General features: G+C 67.1%; 14 protein-coding genes and 1 tRNA gene. 11 read left to right on the top strand and 4 right to left on the bottom strand.

Annotation, left to right across the window (positions count from 1 at the left end; all coding sequences use genetic code 11):
- Positions 1-122: 122 nt before the first annotated feature.
- Complete coding sequence (gene lipB, locus AL346_RS16900; RefSeq protein WP_019401972.1) at positions 123-800, bottom strand: lipoyl(octanoyl) transferase LipB; 678 nt, start codon at positions 798-800, stop codon at positions 123-125.
- A gap of 322 nt (positions 801-1,122) precedes the next feature.
- Here lipB and AL346_RS16895 point away from each other — a divergent pair.
- From AL346_RS16895 to AL346_RS16870, 6 genes are all read left to right on the top strand, one after another.
- A tRNA-Leu gene (locus AL346_RS16895) sits at positions 1,123-1,207 on the top strand.
- A gap of 380 nt (positions 1,208-1,587) precedes the next feature.
- A complete protein-coding gene (locus tag AL346_RS16890; RefSeq protein WP_026015106.1) occupies positions 1,588-2,007 on the top strand; it encodes a DUF2231 domain-containing protein in 420 nt (139 codons plus the stop codon).
- A complete protein-coding gene (locus tag AL346_RS16885; RefSeq protein WP_019401974.1) occupies positions 2,000-3,514 on the top strand; it encodes a sorbosone dehydrogenase family protein in 1,515 nt (504 codons plus the stop codon). The genes AL346_RS16890 and AL346_RS16885 overlap by 8 nt, the downstream gene beginning before the upstream one ends.
- Before the next feature lie 748 nt (positions 3,515-4,262).
- Positions 4,263-4,979, top strand: a complete 717-nt coding sequence (locus AL346_RS16880; RefSeq protein WP_019401975.1) for a LuxR family transcriptional regulator — start codon at positions 4,263-4,265, stop codon at positions 4,977-4,979.
- An 81-nt stretch (positions 4,980-5,060) separates the two neighbouring features.
- Positions 5,061-5,711: an acyl-homoserine-lactone synthase gene (locus AL346_RS16875; protein WP_019401976.1), complete on the top strand. Its 651-nt coding sequence runs from the start codon at positions 5,061-5,063 to the stop codon at positions 5,709-5,711.
- Positions 5,708-5,923: a hypothetical protein gene (locus AL346_RS16870; RefSeq protein WP_019401977.1), complete on the top strand. Its 216-nt coding sequence runs from the start codon at positions 5,708-5,710 to the stop codon at positions 5,921-5,923. The genes AL346_RS16875 and AL346_RS16870 overlap by 4 nt, the downstream gene beginning before the upstream one ends.
- Before the next feature lie 32 nt (positions 5,924-5,955).
- On the opposite strand, the gene AL346_RS25145 is transcribed toward AL346_RS16870, so the two are convergent.
- Positions 5,956-6,129: a hypothetical protein gene (locus tag AL346_RS25145; protein ID WP_156332787.1), complete on the bottom strand. Its 174-nt coding sequence runs from the start codon at positions 6,127-6,129 to the stop codon at positions 5,956-5,958.
- 42 nt (positions 6,130-6,171) lie between these two features.
- Between AL346_RS25145 and AL346_RS16865 the strand changes: the two genes are divergently transcribed.
- From AL346_RS16865 to AL346_RS16855, 3 genes are all read left to right on the top strand, one after another.
- The gene (locus tag AL346_RS16865; protein ID WP_157672238.1) at positions 6,172-6,666 is read left to right on the top strand and encodes a CAP domain-containing protein; all 495 of its coding nucleotides are present in this window, start codon (positions 6,172-6,174) and stop codon (positions 6,664-6,666) included.
- Between the two features lie 133 nt (positions 6,667-6,799).
- On the top strand, positions 6,800-8,203 hold the full coding sequence (gene mgtE / locus AL346_RS16860) for a magnesium transporter (protein WP_019401979.1): 1,404 nt from the start codon (positions 6,800-6,802) through the stop codon (positions 8,201-8,203).
- A 48-nt stretch (positions 8,204-8,251) separates the two neighbouring features.
- Entirely contained in the window at positions 8,252-9,022 is a 771-nt protein-coding gene (locus AL346_RS16855) for a GH25 family lysozyme (protein ID WP_019401980.1), read from the top strand.
- A 52-nt stretch (positions 9,023-9,074) separates the two neighbouring features.
- Here AL346_RS16855 and AL346_RS16850 read toward each other — a convergent pair whose 3' ends face one another.
- Both AL346_RS16850 and AL346_RS16845 read right to left on the bottom strand, forming a co-directional pair.
- Positions 9,075-10,256 carry a GNAT family N-acetyltransferase gene (locus AL346_RS16850; protein WP_156332785.1) on the bottom strand — a complete coding sequence of 394 codons (1,182 nt, stop codon included), beginning with the start codon at positions 10,254-10,256 and terminating at the stop codon, positions 9,075-9,077.
- Between the two features lie 47 nt (positions 10,257-10,303).
- Positions 10,304-11,626, bottom strand: a complete 1,323-nt coding sequence (locus AL346_RS16845; RefSeq protein WP_019400110.1) for an oligosaccharide flippase family protein — start codon at positions 11,624-11,626, stop codon at positions 10,304-10,306.
- Between the two features lie 234 nt (positions 11,627-11,860).
- Between AL346_RS16845 and AL346_RS16840 the strand changes: the two genes are divergently transcribed.
- Together AL346_RS16840 and AL346_RS16835 are read left to right on the top strand one after the other, a co-directional pair.
- Complete coding sequence (locus AL346_RS16840) at positions 11,861-13,033, top strand: isovaleryl-CoA dehydrogenase (RefSeq protein ID WP_019400111.1); 1,173 nt, start codon at positions 11,861-11,863, stop codon at positions 13,031-13,033.
- A gap of 493 nt (positions 13,034-13,526) precedes the next feature.
- Positions 13,527-14,363 (top strand): aspartyl/asparaginyl beta-hydroxylase domain-containing protein, encoded by an 837-nt coding sequence (locus tag AL346_RS16835; protein WP_019400112.1) that lies wholly within the window; start codon positions 13,527-13,529, stop codon positions 14,361-14,363.
- The last annotated feature ends 25 nt before the right edge of the window (positions 14,364-14,388 follow it).

Below are 14,388 nucleotides of genomic sequence, written 5' to 3'. Positions count from 1 at the left end.
GCTGTCGCCCGCAGTGCGGGCCGTTGGCCGGACTATGGCGCCGTGCCCGCGATCCGGCAACGTGCGCCGATGCCAAGGCGCATTTGGAGAGGGTGTTTCCGGGACCGACGGACGGGCCGGCTTCAGGCCGGGACGGGAACGGCCGGCCCGAAGATGTCCTCGAAGCTCGCCCTGAGCGCGGCATCCACCTCCGGCATGGTGACGGGGATGCCGAGATCGACGAGGCTCGTGACGCCGTGCTGGCGCACGCCGCAAGGCACGATGCCGGAGAAATGCGAAAGGTCCGGCTCCACGTTGAGGCTGATGCCGTGGAAGGTGACCCAGCGGCGCACGCGGATGCCGATGGCGGCGATCTTGTCCTCAGCCGCCGCGCCCTTCTCCGGCCGGCGCACCCAGACGCCGACACGGTCCTCGCGCCGCTCGCCGCGCACGTTGAAGCCGTCGAGCGTGGCGATCAGCCAGGCCTCCAGCGCCGCGACGAAGGCCCTCAGGTCCTGCGTGCGCCGCGAGAGGTCGAGCATGACATAGGCCACGCGCTGGCCGGGCCCGTGATAGGTGAACTGGCCACCGCGGCCGGAGCGGAAGACGGGGAAACGCCCCGGCTCGACGAGATCGGCGTCGTTGGCCGAGGTCCCGGCGGTATAGAGCGGCGGATGCTCCAGCAGCCAGACGCATTCGGCCGCCTCGCCCGCCGCGATCGCCGCGACGCGCGCCTCCATCGCCGCCACGGCCTCCTCATAGCCGACATAGCCGTCGCTGATGCGCCATTCGACGGGCGGTGCGCCCGCCTGCGGCAGCATCAGGCCGCCCAACTCGTCTCTCGCCTTCAGCAACGAACGTCGTCCCCATCCCGTGGCAAGCCGACGCAACCGCGCGGCTCCGCCGCAGAAAGTGGGGCGGGATTTGGCGTTCGACAAGTTCGAAAGTAGCGGCACTGCCCCGCAGTCCCGGCGGAATAGCCTGAGGGAACGAGGAAAACGCCGGGGAGAGCGCCGCTGGAGCTGGCCCGTGCAGCACCTGTGGGGAGTTTTTGCACAGGCCGCAACGGGGCACTTGTGGAGCCGACATCGATCTGTTACATCCCAGCCCGCTTCCGGAGACGGACGTCTCCACGAAGCGGTTGCGGTCGTGGCGGAACTGGTAGACGCGCTACCTTGAGGTGGTAGTTCCGAGAGGAGTGGAGGTTCGAGTCCTCTCGACCGCACCACGATTTCGAGCCGAAGGCTCCGAACGGCGATCCCGCAAGGGATCGCCGTTTTTGTTTTGGCCGGGCCAGCTGCAACTGTGGTGGATTCCACCGCTCTGGCGCGCAAGCCGGAGTGGCAGGCTGCCCTCGTTCAGCTGCTCACGTTGACGGCGCCGATCGCGCCTCGCAGGTCCGCTGCTCGCGGCCCGGGCGCAAAGTGCAAATTACGGTCGCAGCAAGCACGTAGAGCAGAACGATCGAAAACATAGCCGTGTCGCCGATCTGCTGTACTGCACCGTCTGGTTTTTTCGCCGGCCGCCCGTTGATGCGAAGATGACGGGAACAAAAGCGGCTCCCATTAGTATCCCCCTTTAGACCGAAACCACACGGCAGGTGAGCCGATGACGTACGACCGCCCATGGCCCGCGCGGGCCTCGGCGATGGATCTGGTCCACGCCGTCCTTCTTTCATTTCCGATCGCCTGCTTCAGCCTCACGGTTCTGACCGACATCGCCTACTGGCACACGCTGAACCTGCTCTGGCTCCACTTCTCCGAATGGTTGCTGTTTGCGGGGCTGGTTTTCGGCATCCTCGCGGCAATCGCCCTCCTGCTCGACTGGGCCTTCCGCCGGATATGGCTCTCCTGGCCGGCGGTGAGCGGCGGCATCGTCGTGCTGCTGCTCGCCACGCTCAACAATTTCATCCACACAGCCGACGGGTGGACGGCGGTTGTCCCCTGGGGAATGACGGTGTCGATCCTGACCGTCTTCGCCATGTTGGTCACCGGACTGTTCGGACGCTGGGGAGCGCGTCATGTCTAGAACTTTCGCCCTCTCCACAATCGTCGGTGCCGCTCTCCTGATCTCCGGCTGCGGCGACGAGAATTTCGACGTGTCGCAGCAATACGGTCCCGACCCCGTCCTGCCCGCGCCGCGGAACGACCTGCTTCCGGACCTCAAGGTGGCGGAAGTCGTGGGCTGGCATGAAGGCGAGAAGCCGGCCGTCCCCGAGGATCTAGTCGCCACGCCCTATGCGACGGATCTCGCCAATCCGCGCACCGTGCACACGCTGCCCAACGGCGACGTGCTCGTCGTCCAGTCCAAGGCGCCTCCGGACAAGCCGCTCAACCGCCCGAAGGACATCATTCGCGACTTCATCATGGACATGGCCGCCGGTGGCGGCGGCGACGAAAAGGAAACGAACCTCATCACGCTCCTGCGCGACACCAACCGCGACGGCGTGGTCGATGAACGCGTCGACCTTTTGACCGGCCTCAACTCGCCCTTCGGCGTGGCGTGGTACGAGGACACGCTCTACGTCGCCGCCGCCGACGCCATCCTGGCCTATCCCTACCGGCTCGGCGAGACGGCGATCGACGCGCGGCCGACCGTGCTGACGCCGCTTCCCGGCGGCCCGATCAACCATCACTGGACCAAGGACCTCGCGCTCAGCCCGGACGGCCGCTTTCTCTACGCCTCCGTCGGCTCCAACTCCAATGCCGGCGAGCGCGGGCTGGAGGCCGAGAAAGGGCGCGCGGCGATCTGGCAGGTCGACCGCGTGACCGGCGCGGCGCGCATCTTCGCGTCCGGCCTGCGCAATCCCAACGGGCTCAACATCCATCCCGAAACAGGGGAATTGTGGACGGTGGTCAACGAGCGCGACGAGCTCGGCCCCAACCTCGTGCCCGACTATCTGACCTCGGTGCGGGACGGCGGCTTCTACGGCTGGCCCTGGAGCTATTTCGGGCAGCATGTCGACGAACGGGTCGTGCCGCCGCGTCCGGATCTCGTCGAAAAGGCGATCAAGCCGGACTATGCGCTCTCCAGCCACGTCGCAGCCCTCGGCCTCGCCTTCACCAACAATTCGGCGATGCCGGAGGCTTATCGCAACGGCGCCTTCGTCGGGCACCGGGGCAGCTGGAACCGCAGAGCCTTCAACGGCTACAAGGTCGTCTACATTCCCTTCGAGAACGGCCGCCCGGCCGGCATGGCCCGGGACGTCGTGACCGGCTTCCTCGAGGGCGACGAGGCGCGCGGCCGGCCGGTCGGCCTCGCCATTGACGGCACCGGCGCGCTGCTCATCGCCGACGACGCCGGCAACACGGTCTGGCGCGTCGCGGCCGCCGACGGCTCGGTGACGCCGGAGCCGATGCCGAGCGACCCCGTCACCAGCGCCACGGTCCCGGAAGCAGCGCCGCAGGACCCGGGCGCGCCGCCGGCCAACGGTCGGGCAGCGCCCGCCGAAGGGGCAGTGCCCGAGCCGCCGCAGACCGACATAGCGCCGGCCGTCGGTCCCGAAGACGGTCAGGTTCCGGCCCCGGCCGAATGACGGCGTTCACACCCAGAGCATTCCGCTCGCCAGGCATCATGAAGTCCATGACACGCGTCGCGCTCTTCGCAGACTCACTCATCGCAGGCAGCGCATCCCCCGGCCGCTGACCGGCGGGGGATTCTCGAAACCCGCCCCTGCCGCTTCGAGCGGAACGGTCGAGAAAAGCGATGCAAGCCACACCGGAAAGGTGACCGCCGAAGCTTGCCGCAGCACATTGTTCGCCGTCACGGCCCGCTGCCCGCGTGCTTCCTCTCGCCCAGCATCGCCATGGGAGCGCATCACATGGCGCACACCGGCCGGAGGGTGAGCCCCTGCGGACCGCCTTGTCGACGGCCGCGGCGAGGTCGGCGAGCAAGTCCGCCTTCATGGCGCCGGCACCATGAAGGCCGAATCGTGCGCCTCGCGCTCCAGGTCGCGCCACATGCGTGTCGGCACGAGATTGGCGAGCTTGCCGTGGAAGAACGCGACCTGTTCCGGGAACGGCCTCTTGAAGGTCCCGGTCAGGTCCGCCTGAAGCGCGGTCCCTTCGGGCGCCCCGAGGACGCGCGTTCACGCCAATTCCCGGCCATTCCCGCCCCCTACGCTCTGATCTTGCACGTCACAACAAGCCGAAACCAGCCCGGCGCAAGAACGCCCCTGCCCCGCGTGTCTGCGCCCGTGAATTCCACATCAATACGGCGTTAATAAAATGCGGCAAATTAAGAGCAGCCTCGGGGCCGTTGCAGCCCCGGAGGGGGATGGTCGGATGCCCAGAGAAGCAGTTGCCGCCGAAGTCCTTAGATCGATCGAGGACCTGGAATCGACGACCGACACCGATACCATCATGAACGGTGTCGTGCAGTTCGCCGAGCGCTATGGCGCCACATACTTCATCTTCACGAGAATACCCAATAAATATCAGAACTTCCGCGATATGATCTACGCAAAGCGGTGGTCCGATCCGTGGTACGACTTCTATACCCGGCACCGCCTCATCGACAGCGATCCAGTCGCGGAGCATTGCTTCAAGACGAACGACCCCTTCTTCTGGAGCGACTGCCCGATCCCGAGGGGGCGGTCCAGGACCGTCATGACGTCGGCGCGCGACTATGGTTTGAAGGAAGGCTGGAGCGTCCCCCTGCACGGCTTCGACGGCACCGGATGCGCCTCGTTCGCCGGCGCGTCGCTGTCGCTGACGGGTGAAGCAAGGCGCGGATTGCATCTTCTGACGATGTATGCGGCCGAACGGCTCCGGGTCGTCGACGAGACGAGAAAGGCCCAGTCGGTTCAGCTGACAGACCGCGAGAAGGACGTGCTGCTGCTGACCGCATGGGGCAAGACGGTTCTGGAGGTCGGAGAAATCCTCGGGCTGACGCCGAGGACCATCGGCCACCACATTCGCACCGCAGCCGAGAAACTCGGCGCCAACACCAAGGCCCAGGCCGTGGTCATGGCCATGCAGCGGCGCTGCATCTACCCCTAGGTTGCATACAAGTACAATTAATTAACCATAAATTTTATGATTCCCTCTCCGTGCGAACAACGCAGCGGAAAAGGGATACCCGTGATCCACGTCGTAGACGCGATAAACAGGCACAAATACGGCGACATGATAGAAAGGTCATACCGCATCCGGCACGAGATCTTCGTCGATGAACGAAAATGGCAGAACCTGGACAGAGGAAACGGCATCGAACAAGACAGCTATGACACCGCGGACACGGTCTATTTCCTTGCCATCGAAAACGGCAGAATAGCCGGTGGACATAGATTATTTCCCACAACCCGGTCGCATATGCTGTCGGAGGTCTTTCCGCATCTGGCAGCCGAGCGCGGCATCCCCCAGGGCCTCGACATCATGGAGTGGTCGCGCTTCTTCGTGGTGAAGGAGTTTCGCGGCGGCCGCGTCAACATGGAACTCATGGCTGCCCTGCAGGAATATGGCCTGCGGAACGGATTGCAGGCCGTCTCCGCGGTGTTCGAGACCTGGTGGCTGCCACGCTTTCATGAGGCCGGGTTCCGCGTTCAGCCTCTCGGGCTGCCCGATGAGGTGGACGGCGCCATGACCATGGCCGGGCTGATCGAGATTTCTCCTCAGGCCCTGCGCAAGGTCCGAACGGTCGGCGGCTTGACGGGACCGGTCCTTGCCCCGCTCGACGGCCGGGACAGATCAACGCGAGAACCAGTTCAGCATTCCGAGGGGCTGCACTTATGACGTTCGACGAAGTCATGGACGCCATAATCTTCTGGAAAAGGACCGACGACAAGAGTCGCGCGATGGCGGAAATAGCCACCGACATTCCTGACGCGGCCTATGGGCGGATCATTCACTTTCTTTACATGAATCAAGATGCAATCGATTACCTCGATGCGGAAATTGAGGAAGACGAAAGCAGTCTCACACTGACCATTCGAACCGTTGGCTAGCCAGCCGCGGACAACCGATCACAAGTCGCCGATCATTTTTCAATCACCTGAGAATTTTGAGCTCCAGTCGGAGGACTGGCCGGCCAACGCCCGTGCAGCCGGCCACCACATTTTTCTCCCCTGCCGTTCATCGGTGAGCCGACGGCTTCCCGCAGGCCCGCGTTTTCGCCGAGCCTTGCCACAAAGAGGCCGGCAACGTCGGACATGGATCGGGGCTCTCCTCCCTCCCCACCCTGCCGATGACCTTCATGAAGATCCCTGCCCTGCTCGTTTCGCTCGCCCTCGCGCTCAGTGCCTGCACCATGGCCGCCTCCAAGCGCCAGAGCGTCGAAACCGTTTCCTCGGAGGCCGCCCCGGCGGCAGCGGGCGCGGTTTCGCGCTTTCGTGCCGCGAGCGGCCTCGGGCCGGTGACGCCGGACGAGGCGCTCAATGCGGCGGCGCGGCAGCAGGCCCGCGCCATGGCCGAGAAGGATGTGCTCTCGCACGAGGCCGCCGGCTCGTTCTGGAGCCGCATGGACGGGACCGGGCGGCGTTTCACCCACGGGGCGGAGAACATCGCCATGGGACAGCGCTCCCTCGAGGAAGCGATGGAGGACTGGCGCCGCTCGCCGGAGCACCGCCGGAACATGCTGCAGAACCCCGCCTCCCACATCGGCTTCGCCCGTGCCCGGGCGGGCGGGCGCGACTATTGGGTGCTCGTCGTCGGCGGCACGGCGCCGCGCGGGCCGCAACTCGGCCTGTGAGACGCCGCCTGCGCCCGTGAGGCAGCCGGGCCACAGGGCCTCGATCGTGCAACAAAGCCGCGTGTGGGCGGTTGTCTTCCGCAGGGACCGCACCTAGAAGGGCGTCGAACCTCACACCAGCGGGCGGATCAGCATGGTGAACGTCGAGCACGAGACGGCGCCCGAGGCGCTCGCGTTCCGGGACGAGGAAGGCAACGTCAATCCGAGCTTCCTGGGAAGCGTCTCCGAGGCCATTGCCGACGGCGATGCCGAAGATCTGCGCCGCCTCGCCGCCCCGCTCCACGAGGCCGATCTCGGCGCCCTCATCGAGGCGCTCGACTATGACGACCGCCCGCGGCTCGTCGCGCTGCTCGGCAGCGACTTCGACTTCGCGGCCCTCACCGAGGTCGACGACGCGATCCGCGAGGAGCTGCTCGAGAGCATCCCGAACGCCAACATCGCCGAGGGCGTGCGCGAGCTCGACGTCGACGATGCCGTCTACATTCTCGAGGACCTCGACGAGGCCGACAAGGCCGAGGTGCTCGGGCAACTGCCGCCGCCCGAGCGCGTGGCGCTGCAGCGCTCGCTGGACTATCCGGAGGATTCGGCCGGGCGGCGCATGCAGACGGAGTTCATCGCCGTGCCGCCGTTCTGGACGGTGGGGCAGACCATCGACTACATGCGCGACACCGAGGACCTGCCCGACACCTTCTACGAGATCTTCGTCGTCGACCCTTCCTACCAGCTGATCGGCACGGTGCCGCTCGACCGCCTTCTGCGCACCAAGCGGCCGGTGAAGATCAGCGACGTCATGAACGAGGACCAGCACCTCATCGAGGCGACCGACGACCAGGAGAAGGCGGCGCGGCTGTTCCAGCGCTACAACCTCGTCTCCTGCGCCGTCGTCGACGAGGCCAAGCGCCTCGTCGGCGTGATGATGATCGACGATATCGTCGACGTCATCGAGGAGGAGGCGGACGAGGACCTCAAGGCGCTCGGTGGCGTCAAGGGCGACGAGGAGCTGTCGGATACCATCTGGTACACGGTGCGCAGCCGCTTTCCGTGGCTCTTCGCCAATCTCATCACGGCCATCGTGGCGGCCAATGTCATCCACCTGTTCGAGGCCTCGATCCAGCAGATGGTTGTGCTCGCCGTCCTCATGCCGATCGTCGCCTCCATCGGCGGCAATGCCGGCACGCAGACGATGACGGTGACGGTGCGCGCGCTCGCGACGCAGGAGCTACGCCGCTCCAACACCTGGCGCATCATCCGCCGCGAGGTCGCGGTCGGCATCTGCAACGGCGTCGGCTTCGCCATCATCCTCGGCACGGTGGCGGTGATGTGGTTCGGCATCCGTGACCTCGGCTTCGTCATCGGCCTCGCCATCCTCACCGTCTTGTCGGTGGCGGCGCTGGGCGGCATCCTCATCCCGCTGACCCTGAACCGGCTCGGGGTCGACCCCGCCGTATCGTCAGGCCCCTTCGTGACGACGACGACGGACGTGATCGGGTTCTTCGCCTTTTTGGGGATCGCCACCCTGTGGTTCGGGCTGTCGTAAAGGGTTCGTCAATCTATTGAAACGAATCGTCGCGGCATGTCCCTTCCAATGAGCGCCCGCCGCCCGATGCTCCGCCGCCTCGCCGTCACCTCCCTCACCGCCCTCGCCCTCGTCGCCTGCTCCTCCATCGACACGTTCTATCCCGACAAGGGCGATCGCAAGCCGCATCCCGGCGTCGCCAAGGCGCACCGCTACCCGATCCAGGGCATCGACGTGTCGCGCTGGCAGGGCGAGATCGACTGGGCGGCCGTGCGGCGCGCCGGCACCCAGTTCGTCTTCATCAAGGCGACCGAAGGCGGCGACCACATCGACCCGAGCTTCTACAAGAACTGGGCGGGAGCGCGTGCGGCCGGCATCCCCCGCGGCGCCTATCACTTCGTCTACTGGTGCCGCCCGGCGCACGAGCAGGCGCAGTGGTTCCGCCAACACATCCCGAACGACCCCGACGCGCTGCCGCCCGTCCTCGACGTCGAGTGGAACGGCCATTCCAAGACCTGCCCGCAGAAGGTGCCGCGCGAGGTGGCGCTCGAAAAGATCCGGCTGATGCTGGCCGAGCTCGAGGCGCATACGGGCAAGCGGCCCATCATCTACACCGACATCACCTTCCACCAGGAGGTGCTGGAGAACGAGCTGCCGGGCTATCACTTCTGGCTGCGCTCCGTCGCCGCCGAGCCGGAGGAACGCTACAACGGCCGGCGCTGGAGCTTCTGGCAGTTCACCACCACGGGCCGCGTACCGGGCGTGACGGGCGACGTCGACCGCAACGCCTTCTACGGCACGGCGGACATGTGGGAAAAGTTCAAGGCGGGCGAGCTCTGAGGACCGGCCGGCGGGCGCTCGCGGGCCGGCGCGCCGGCCCGCCTTCCGTCGCCTACTGCCAGAAGCGCTCGATCAGCTCCTTCGCCTGCTCGCGCAGGCGCCGTGTCTGGCGCACGGTGAGGAGCATCATGTCGAAATACCAGCGCGGCGTGCTCGCCGTCGTGGCGAGGAATACGGCACCGACCTCCTGCTCCTCCAGCCAGTAGGCGGCGAGCGGATGGTTGTGCTGGGCGCAGGAATCGAGCCGCGCGTAAGCCTTCTCGTCCAGCGTGCGGCGCAGGAGGTGAAGATCGAGCAGCGTGCCCGGGCTCGCCTGCGACAGGCTCTCGTCATAGGCGCTCTTGGCCGCATAGACGACGCCGCCACGCACGAGATTGACGTTGATCGCCACGGCCCGGCCGGCGACGGCCAGCACGTCGAAGGCGACGCCATCGGCCACGCGCTGCGGCCCGAACAGGTGCTCGCCGAAACCCTGGGTGGCCTCGCTCTTGGCGAGGGCGGTGCCTGCGGCCCCCTTCCAGCCGGCGGCCTCGAGGGCGAGGAAATCCGCATAGGCGCGCGCCGCCTCGGGCCCCGGCCCCCGGACGCTGTGGAAGGTCACCTCGCCCTGGGCCGCCAGAAGCTGCTCGGCGCGGCGCAGGTTGCGCCGGCGCTTGGGCGAATAGCGCGCGACATAGGCGTCGTAGGAGAGGTCGCTCTCGACCGCCGGCCGCGTGTATCCGTACAGCCATGCGTGGCTGAGGCCCTGCCTGGCCATGACGTTCTCGAGCGCGATCGACGCGCCGCGCCCGCGCGGCAGGCGGGGGCACTTGAGGACCGCGCCGCCCCGGCAGAGGTTGCCGAGATCACCGAGGAAGGCTTCCCACACGCCTTCCGGATCGCTTTCGGAGATCAGGGGCGCGCTGGTGGCGGAGAACATGTGGTTGACGTAGAGGCTCGGCAGCGGCCAGAGGACGCCCTGCCTCAGGGCGCCGAACTGCAGCGGGAACAGCCCGGCGAGCTCGCCTCCTTCCCTCCCGTCGCGCCAGATGGCGACGACCCAGAGCGTGCCCCCCTCGACATAGCGGGCGGCCGCCAGCAAGGCGTCCGGCTCATAGAACGGATTGGGCTCGACCGCCGACTTCGCCAGCCTCTCCCAGGCTTCGCGGTGCGGCAGCAGGTCCGCCACCGTCGTCATGACGCATCGGTAGGTGGCATTGGGCGGATGCGTGCTTCCGTGAAATGCGACTCTCATCATTCCCTCCCCCGAACCCGGCATGCTCCTCAGTCCCGATCCCCCGATCACGCTTGCCCCCCCGGCCCGATACGGCCGCCCGATGCCGTCCCGCCGCGCAGGTGACCGCCGAGAAGGAGCCACGCGCCGATGCCGAGGATGGCCGTCGTCGCCGCCATGGCGGCAAGGGAGGCGAGCCCCGCCCCCACGATGCCGAGGACCGGCACCAGGGCGAGCCCCGTCGCGACATTGACGACGAGCCCGGCGAGCTGGCCGATGAAGGTCCAGCGCTCGCGCCCGAGCACGTTGAGCAGGTCGTCGGCCGGCCCGACCGCGGCGCGGAGCACCTGCGCGGCGATGAGCAGCGGCAGCACCGCCGTGCCGGCCACGAAGGCCTCGCCGAAGAGGCGGAGGACGAAGCCGCCGATGAGCCACAGCACGAGGCCGCCGACGAGCACCGGCACCAGCGTGACGACGGCCGCATGGACCGCGCGGCGCGCGAGAGCATGCCGGTCGCCGCTCGCCGCCATGGTGGCGAAGCGGTAGCCCATCGCGGCGCTGACGGAATATTCGACGAAGCCCAGCACCGAGGCGACACGGGTCGCGGCGAAGTAGATGCCGACCGCCGCCGGCGGCAGGAAGGCGCTGAGCACGATGGTATCGCCATAGGTGCGCAGGAGCCGCGCACCGTCAGCGAGAAAGAGGAGCCCGCCCGAGCGCAGCCACAGCGGCAGTACGCGGCGCAGGTTCTTCTTCGGCACGTCCGCCTTGGGCAGCCGGCGCGTGAGGAGGACGTGCTGGACGGCCGCCGCGATGACGAGCGCGACGAAAGTGGCGGCCATCGCCGTGACGGCCGTGCCCGGCCAGCCGAGGCCGTAGGCACCGGCGACCAGGCCGAGCACGAGGAGCTGCCGCAGGATGTAGGGCGGGATGAAGGCGAGGCCGAGCCAGCCGCGCGAGCGTGCCGTGCCCTCGAGCAGGTCAGCATAGGCGAAGACGGGCACGCAGGCGGCCGCGATGAGGAAGGGCGCAACCCCGCCGGCCCAGCCGCCGGCCAGAAGCGTCACAGCGGCGCCGACAAGGGCGAGAACGCCGGAGACGAGGGCGACGACCCGCCGCCCGACGGTGAGGAAGGCGTCGTGCAGGGCCATGTCGCCCTTCTGCCGGTAGCGCGGCAGGAAGCGCACCACTGTCTGGCTGAAGCCGAAGCAGCCGGCGAAACCGCCGATCGTCACCCACAGCCACGCGAGGGCGAAGATGCCGTATTCCGACGCGCCGAGGGCCCGCGCCAGCGCGAACTGCACCACGTAGCCGATACCCGCCGAGGCGACGCGAATGGCGAGCGTGGTCGCCGCCGACAGCACCTGGCGCGAGGCGAGCCTTTGTGCCACGCGGCGCCATCCCGCGGGAGCCTTCGGCTCGAGATGCTGCGGGGACAGTTGCAAGGGCGCTCCGGGGCTTTCGACATAAAGATGGCTGGACGCTAGCAGCGCCCGCTTAATGACGGGCTAATGGGTGTGCGCGAGGCCGAGGCGCCGGCTTGGCATCGGCGCACGGCCCAGTGCGCTGACAGGCTTCCGCCCATGCGCGTATAAGAGGGACCAAGATCAGAGGAGGAGGCCGCCATGCTCAGCAACCGTCCGCAGGACTTCAACTTCGACCTCGGCGAGACGGCCGACGCCATCCGCGAGACGGTGCACGCCTTCGCGCAGGACAAGATCGCCCCGCGCGCCGAGGAGATCGACCGCACCAACACCTTCCCGCGCGACCTGTGGCCCGAGATGGGCGCGCTCGGCCTGCACGGCATCACCGTGGAGGAGGAGTTCGGCGGGGCCGGCCTCGGCTATCTGGAGCATTGCGTGGCGATGGAGGAGGTCTCCCGCGCCTCCGCTTCGGTTGGCCTCAGCTACGGCGCCCATTCCAACCTCTGCGTCAACCAGATCCGCCGCAACGGCACGGCCGAGCAGAAGCGCCGCTACCTGCCCAAGCTCATCTCCGGGGAGCACGTCGGCGCGCTCGCGATGTCGGAGCCCGGCGCAGGCTCCGACGTCGTCTCGATGAAGACGCGGGCGGAGAAGCGCGGCGACCGCTATGTCCTCAACGGCAACAAGATGTGGATCACCAACGGGCCCGTCGCCGAGACGCTCGTCGTCTATGCCAAGACGGACCCCGAGGCCGGGTCGCGCGGCATCACAGCCTTCCTCATCGAGAAGGGCATGAAGGGCTTCTCCACCGCCCAGAAGCTCGACAAGCTCGGCATGCGCGGCTCCGACACCTGCGAACTCGTGTTCGAGGATTGCGAGGTGCCCGAGGAGAACGTGCTCGGCAGCGTCGGCAAGGGCGTCAACGTGCTGATGTCGGGCCTCGACTACGAGCGCGTGGTGCTGGCGGCCGGGCCGATCGGCATCATGCAGGCCTGCCTCGACGTGGCGATGCCCTATGTCCACGAGCGCAAGCAGTTCGGCCAGCCGATCGGCTCCTTCCAGCTCGTGCAGGGCAAGCTCGCCGACATGTATGTGACGATGAACGCCTGCAAGGCTTACGTCTATGCCGTGGCGAAGGCGTGCGACCGGGGCGAGACGACGCGCGAGGACGCGGCCGGCGCCATCCTCTACGCCGCCGAGAAGGCGACGCAATGCGCCCTCGACGCCATCCAGCTCCTCGGCGGCAACGGCTACATCAACGATTATGCGACCGGCCGCCTGCTGCGCGACGCCAAGCTCTACGAGATCGGCGCCGGCACCAGCGAGATCCGCCGCATGCTCATCGGCCGCGAGCTCTTCGAGAAGACGAAGTAGCGCGGCGCTGGGCGCGAATCACAACCGCCGCGCTGCAATCGGCCATGACGCGCGACGGCTCCCCGCGTCATGCCCGCGCCTGTCGCGGGCATCCACGCTTTTAAGACAAAGAGCAACGTCAAAGACGTGGATGGCCGGGACGAGCCCGGCCATGACCTTGCAGAGTGGAACACAAGCGCTTTCAAACTAGAGACAGCGCTTTCAAAGTATTGGCTGATCTTCAGCCTGCATCAGCGCGGCCGTTCTCCCGTCATAAAATCGCCATCGCCGACGATCGAACTGCCCGCGGTCGCAGCGGCGGGCGCGAGCGCTCGTTGCTGTTTCGAACAGCTCCAATCTGCTGTCGGCCCCGCTTCTTTTGCATGCAGCGGACGGTAGAATCGCATTCAGGGCCGTTGCGGCCAACGGCGGCTATCATTAGCTAACTACGGTTGAGCGCGGTCGAAACCGCAAGACCATTGGCGCGGGGCACCCAGGACCGGGAGCAGGAACTTTGAAGCAGGAAGCCCACACCTCCACGGCCACGGCCGGCGGCGCGACGCAGACCTTCGGCACCGAGGGCATCGCCCCGATGGACCGGCCGAGCCTCGTCACGCGCGTGCTCATGGGCATCGTCGCCTGGGCCGAGAAGCTCAACCTCAACTATTCCAAGGTCGGCAACCCGCCCGTCTACGACAACGCCACCTTCCCCTGGGTGGCGGAGATCGAGCGCGAGTGGCCCCTCATCCGCACCGAACTGGAGAAGGTGCTGGTGCGCCAGGCGGACCTGCCCTCCTTCCAGGACATCTCGACGGATGTGAAGACCATCAGCAAGGACACGGGGTGGAAGACCTTCTTCCTCGCCGGCTACGGCCTCACGTCGGAGCAGAACATCAAGCAGTGCCCCGAGACCTGGCGCATCGCGCAGAAGATCCCGGGCCTCAAGACGGCGATGTTCTCCATCTTCGAGCCCGGCAAGCACCTGCCGGCGCACCGCGGGCCCTACAACGGCGTGCTGCGCCTGCACCTCGGCCTCATCGTGCCCGAGCCGCGCGACAAGCTCGCCATCCGCGTCGACAAGCAGATCTGCCACTGGGAAGAGGGCAAGGCGCTCGTCTTCGACGACGCCTACAACCACGAGGCCTGGAACCATACGGACAAGACGCGCGTCGTCCTCTTCGTCGACTTCGTCAAGCCGCTGCGCTTCCCGGCGAACCTCGTCAACTGGCTGCTGCTCAACATCGCCGTCTTCACGCCCTTCATCCGCGAGGGGCTCGACAATCACAAAGAGTGGGAAAAGCGCTTCTATGCTCAGGCCGAGGCGCTGCGCAACAGCAAGGCCGCCGGCTGAGCCGCGCCCGCGGCCGGCCCCGCAA

Origin of the sequence: Chelatococcus sp. CO-6, assembly GCF_001271345.1 — a bacterium.
Classification (GTDB): Bacteria; Pseudomonadota; Alphaproteobacteria; order Rhizobiales; family Beijerinckiaceae; genus Chelatococcus_A; species Chelatococcus_A caeni.
This window is presented reverse-complemented; position numbering and strand designations above follow the sequence as displayed.